This window comes from Arenimonas sp. (assembly GCF_019459675.1).
GTDB lineage: Bacteria > Pseudomonadota > Gammaproteobacteria > Xanthomonadales > Xanthomonadaceae > Arenimonas.
In genome coordinates this window covers 1-5,306 of the sequence record NZ_JAIBFH010000419.1, presented here as the reverse complement: position 1 = coordinate 5,306, position 5,306 = coordinate 1, and the positions used below count along the sequence as shown (strand labels likewise).

Below are 5,306 nucleotides of genomic sequence, written 5' to 3'. Positions count from 1 at the left end.
CCGCGTCCACCACCGGCCGCTTTTCGACCGGCACGCTTTAGCCCGTGATGGAGGCCTGGTCGATGCTGCTATCGCCCAGCCCGGCGAAGCCATCTGCCGTCACGCGTTCATAGGGCTTGGCCACCACCACATCGCCGATGACCAGGTCGTTTACGGATACGTCGACCAACTGGTCACCGCGACGCACCAGCGCCGTCTCGGGCCGCAACTCCGCCAGGGCCTCGATGGCGCGACGGGCGCGGCCCATCGCGTAGTTCTCGAGGGCATGGCCGAGACTGAACAGGAACAGCAGTAGCGCGCCCTCGGCCCATTGGCCCAAGACAGCGGCGCCCGCGGCCGCCACGATCATCAGGGAATCGATCTTCAACTCGCGGTGCCGCAGGTTCTCGAGCGCTTCGCGCACGGTGAAGAAGCCGCCGGCCGCATAGGCCAGCAGCAGCAAGATGAAGGGACCGGTGGCATTGTCGCCCTGCGTTCGACCCCAGGCCCAGCCGGCCAGGAGGAAGGCGCCGGAGGCCAGGGAAAAAATGATCTCGGCGCGGCCGGCCCAAGGGCCCCCGCTGCCGTGATCGTGGTTGTGTCCCGCGCTCGCGGCCGGGGGAGGCGTGGCATCACTCATCGTACATTCCTCGAACGTGGATACTGCAGGCGCGCTCGGACCGAGCGCGCCTGCCTCGTGGCCTTCGTGGTGCTGAGCTAGGCCGGCACGTCCGCCCGGTCGATCAGCAGCACATCGTCGATGGAACTGGTGAAGATCCATCCGGCATTCACCTGCCCGGTGCGGCCGTGCTGCCGGATCAACGCAATGATCGTGTCGACCCGCTCGTCCTCGCAGAACACGTCCAGCTGGATTTCCTGGGTCACCCGTTCACCCAGCTCGACCGAGTAGTCCTGCTCGCGGGCGCTGGCGGCCTGCAACAGCCCTCGCGCCTGGACCACGCTCAGACGCCGCTCACCGGCGGCCTCCAGGGCGTGCACGATGTCGCTCATCCGATGGGCGTGCAGCAAGGCAGTAATGCGCTTCATGGCGTTGCCTCCGGGTTCTTGCGTTCGGCGCGGGTTTCCAGCCACTCGTAGAGCACGGGCAGCAGGAACAGGGTCAGCAGGGTGGCGCTGAGCAGGCCGCCCACCACCACGGTGGCCAGCGGGCGCTGGGTCTCGGCGCCGACGCCACTGGAGATCAGCATCGGCACCAGGCCCAGAATCGCCACGCTCGCGGTCATGAGCACCGGGCGCAGCCTGAGGGCCGTGCCTTGCAGCACCGCCTCGCGCACCGAGAGACCACGTTCGCGCTGCTCGTTGAGGAAACTCACGAGCACGATGCCATTGAGCATCGCCACGCCGAACACGGCGATGAACCCGATCGCCGACGGCACCGACAGGTACTGGCCGGTCAGGAACAGGGCCAGCAGGCCGCCGATGGTCGCGAAGGGCACGTTGGCCAGGATCAGCGCCGCGAACTTGATCGAGTTGAACGCGGTGTACAGCAGCACGAAGATGAAGAAGATCGTGATGGGCACGATCAGGCTCAGCTTGGCCAAGGCGCGCTGCTGGTTCTCGAACGCACCGCCCCACTCGATCCAGTAGCCGGGCGGCAGGTCCACCTGCGACTTGATCGCCGCCGTGGCATCGGCCACGAAGCCATCGACATCCCGGCCCCGAACGTCCATCTGAATCACGGCATAGCGCTGCAACTGCTCGCGACGGATGAACGAATAGCCCTCGGCGACCGATACCGTCGCAACCTCGGACAGCGGCACCAGCGCTCCCGAAGCGGCCTTGAGCGGAATCCGTCGCAGCGCTTCGACCGAACTGCGCGTACCGTCATCAAGGCGCACGGAGATGTCGAACCGCCGCACGCCGTCCAGCAGCACGCTGACCGGTTCGCCACCCAGGCCATTGCGCACGATGGTCAGCACTTCCTCGGCGTTCATGCCGTGCCGGGCCAACTCGGCCCGATCCACCTCGATGCGGATCTGCGGCTTACCGACGTTCGCTTCCAGCGAGAGGTCGGCGACGCCGTCGATACCGGCAAGAACCGGCTTTAGCTGACTACTGAGGCGATCAAGTTCGCCCAGATCCTCGCCGTAGAGCTTGAGCGCGAGGGTCGCGCGCACGCCGGAGATCAGCTCTTCGACGCGCATCTGGATCGGCTGGGTGTAGCCTGGCACCACGTTGGGCACGACCTCCTCCAGCGTCTCCTGCATGGCCTCCTCGAGCTCCTTGATCGAGCGGCCGGTGGTCCAGTCCTCCTCGGGGGTCAGCGCCGTGTAGATCTCCATGTAGTTGACGTCGGCGGTCTCGCCCTTTTCGGCGCGGCCGATCATGGCCAGCGTGGTCTCCACTTCCGGGAACTTCTTGAAGGCCTCGGCAATGACATTGCTCGTGCGGATCGACTCATCCAAGGACGTCGACGGAATACCCGTCACCCGCCACATGATCGAGCCTTCCTGCAGCTGGGGCATGAACTCCTTGCCCAGGAACGGGAAGAGCCCCAACGCCAGCACCAGCGCCACGGAAGCCGTGATCACCACGGCGCGTTTGGCGGACAGGGCACGCTCCAGCAGCGGGCGATAGCGACGCTTGAGGAAGGCCACCAACCGGGTGTCCTTCTCTTCCTTTGGCTTGAGGATCATGGCCGCGAGAACCGGGATCAGCGTCAGGCTCAGCAGCATCGAGCCCGCCATCGCGAACGCGATGGTGAAGGCCATGGGCTTGAACAGCTTGCCCTCCAGGCCCTCGAGGCTGAACAGCGGCAGGAACACCACGATGATGATCAGGATCGCAAACGAGATGGGATTGGCCACTTCCTTGGCCGCCGCCAGCACCGCCGAGGTCCGGTCCACCTTTTCGCCATGGGCGTGCCGCTCGGCCATGATGCGGTAGGCGTTCTCCACCATCACCACCGCGCCGTCCACCATCATGCCGATGCCGATGGCCAGGCCCGCCAGGGACATCAAATTGGCCGACAGTCCGAACTGGCCCATGCCGATGAAGGCCATCAGCATCGCCAGCGGCAGGGTCACGATCACGACCAGCGCCGAACGCAACTCGCCCAGGAACAGGAACAGCACGATGGCCACCAGGATCGAACCCTCGATCAGGGCCCGCGTTGCCGTGCCCACGGCCTTGTTGACCAGGTCGGTACGCTCGTAGATCGGGCGCACGACCATGCCCTCGGGCAGCGCGTCCTGGACGGTGGCCAGCTTGGCCTTGACGGCCTCGACCACGTCCTTGGCGTTCTCGCCGATGCGGGCCAGCGCCATGCCCAGCACCACTTCTTCGCCATCGCGGGTGACAGCGCCAAAGCGCGGCGCCGGCGACTCGATGATCCGGGCGACATCGCGCAGGTAGACCGGCACGCCGTCCTCGGATTTGAGCACGATCGCGCCGATGTCCTCGGTCGAGGACAGCAGGCCCAGGCCGCGCACCAGGTACTGCTCGCGACCCACGTCCATCACGTTGCCGCCGACCTGGCCGTTGTTGGCCGGCAGGGCCGCAATCACGTCGGCAAAGCCCAGGCCCCGGGCATAGAGCCGCTGCGGGTCGATCCTGACCTGGTACTCACGTTCGCCGCCGCCCCAGGAGCTGACGTCGTCCACGCCCGGCGCTGTGCGCAGGATCAAGCGCACCGTCCACTCCTGCCAGGTACGCAGGTCCATGTCGGTGACCTGGTCCTTGCTCACGCCCGGAGCGCGCTCGACCGTGTACCAGAACACCTGGCCCAGGCCCGAGCTGTTCGGACCCATGCTGGGCTTGCCGTAACCCTCGGGCAGGCGGTCGCCGATTTCCTGCAGCCGTTCATTGACCAGCTGCCGAGCGAAGTAGATCTCCATGTCGTCCTCGAAATAGACGGAGACGTAGGAAAGACCAAACAGGCTCACCGAGCGGATTTCCTGCACCTTGGGCAGGCCCGCCAACGCGGACTCCACCGGGGTGGTCAGCAGCAGCTCGACGTCTTCTGCCGCCAGGCCCGGCGATTCGGTATAGATGTTCACCTGCGCCGGGGTCACGTCCGGGAAGGCGTCGATGGGGACGTCACGCACGGCGCGCAGGCCCAGGAAGGCCACCACGGCGAAGATGATCAGGACCAGGAACTTGTAGCGCAGGGAGAGTTCGACCAGGCGGTTCAGCATGGCGCACCTCCGCGCTCGGCGACTCGGGCGTCAATGACCATGACCTTCTCCCAGTTGCGCCTTGAGCATCTGGGCCTTGAGCACATAGGCGCCCTCCACGACCACCCGGTCGCCGATGACCAGGCCGTCGGCGATGACGGTGTGGTCGCCGACCACCGGACCGGGGCGAACCGCCACGGGCGCCAGGGCGCCATCGGTCTCCTTGAAGACCACGTTCTCGCCCTCCAACTGCACCAGCGCCGCCGTCGGCACCGCCAGCTGCGGGTCGCTGCCACCGCCGGCATCGAGATAGACCTCGACGTAGTCGCCGCCGTGCAGGCGATCCCCCTCGTTCGCTACTTCAATTCGCACCAGCGCCGTCCGGGTGTTCTCGGAAGTGCGGTGCGCGCGCTGCACCACCTTGCCGGGCAGTCGCACCTGGCCCAGCACCACCTGCGCGGTGCTGTCGATGGCGATGCGCCGGGCCTGCTCGGCCGGGAGCGTGGCATCGACCCAGACGACGGCTTCATCCACCAATCGGAACAGGGTCCGGCCGGGCTCGATCCGCTCGCCGACCACAAAGGCGTCCTCGGTCAGGCGGCCGGCGTGTGGCGCGGTCAGCGTGAACTCGCCATTGGACCGGCCCGTGGCCGTGCCCGGCAAGCCGTAGGCCCGCGCCGTCGCCCGTGCCTGCTCGACGGTGACCTGGGCTTCCTGGTAGCGGCGGCCCGACACAGCTTCGCGTCCCAGGGATTGAACGCGCTTCCAATCCTGCTCGGCGATGGCCAGCGCCCCTTGGGCTTGCGCCACCTCCACGGACGACAGCGTCACCAGTGGCGCGCCGGCGGCCACTTCATCTCCCAGCTTGGCATGGCGGCGGACCACCAGGGCCTCGACCCGCGGCGTGATCAGAGTGGTGCCGTAGGCGTTGTCCAGGACTTCACCCGGGGCCTGCAGCGGTTCGCTCAGTGAACGCGCATCCAGGGTCGCCAGCTTGATGCCGGCGGCTTCCAGCGCGGCCGCGTCCATGCGAACCGGTTCCGCGCCTTCTTCCGCCTCATCGTGGCCGGCCTCTTCGTCATGCCCGGCCTCATCGTCGTGGCCCGCCTTTTACTGGCCTGCCTCGTCGGCATGTTAAGCGTCTTAGCCGCCTGGCGTGGTCGTGTAGGCGGCCCCGGCCGTGGGTGAAGG

4 protein-coding genes are annotated in these 5,306 nt (G+C 67.0%); all 4 read right to left on the bottom strand.

From position 1 onward, the window contains the following. Window positions 1-37 precede the first annotated feature (37 nt). The gene (locus K0M70_RS13850) at window positions 38-619 is read right to left on the bottom strand and encodes a hypothetical protein (RefSeq protein WP_290782897.1); all 582 of its coding nucleotides are present in this window, start codon (window positions 617-619) and stop codon (window positions 38-40) included. A 77-nt stretch (window positions 620-696) separates the two neighbouring features. Further along, complete coding sequence (locus K0M70_RS13845; protein ID WP_034211219.1) at window positions 697-1,026, bottom strand: P-II family nitrogen regulator; 330 nt, start codon at window positions 1,024-1,026, stop codon at window positions 697-699. Continuing rightward, window positions 1,023-4,136, bottom strand: a complete 3,114-nt coding sequence (locus K0M70_RS13840; protein WP_034211218.1) for a CusA/CzcA family heavy metal efflux RND transporter — start codon at window positions 4,134-4,136, stop codon at window positions 1,023-1,025. The genes K0M70_RS13845 and K0M70_RS13840 overlap by 4 nt, the downstream gene beginning before the upstream one ends. A 30-nt stretch (window positions 4,137-4,166) precedes the next feature. Then, window positions 4,167-5,144: an efflux RND transporter periplasmic adaptor subunit gene (locus K0M70_RS13835; RefSeq protein WP_290782895.1), complete on the bottom strand. Its 978-nt coding sequence runs from the start codon at window positions 5,142-5,144 to the stop codon at window positions 4,167-4,169. Window positions 5,145-5,306: the final 162 nt, after the last annotated feature.

Coding starts and splice junctions, on each gene's coding strand:
- K0M70_RS13850 (WP_290782897.1), bottom strand. CDS start 619: ATGAGTGATGCCACGCCTCCCCCGGCCGCGAGCGCGGGACACAACCAC.
- K0M70_RS13845 (WP_034211219.1), bottom strand. CDS start 1,026: ATGAAGCGCATTACTGCCTTGCTGCACGCCCATCGGATGAGCGACATC.
- K0M70_RS13840 (WP_034211218.1), bottom strand. CDS start 4,136: ATGCTGAACCGCCTGGTCGAACTCTCCCTGCGCTACAAGTTCCTGGTC.
- K0M70_RS13835 (WP_290782895.1), bottom strand. CDS start 5,144: ATGGACGCGGCCGCGCTGGAAGCCGCCGGCATCAAGCTGGCGACCCTG.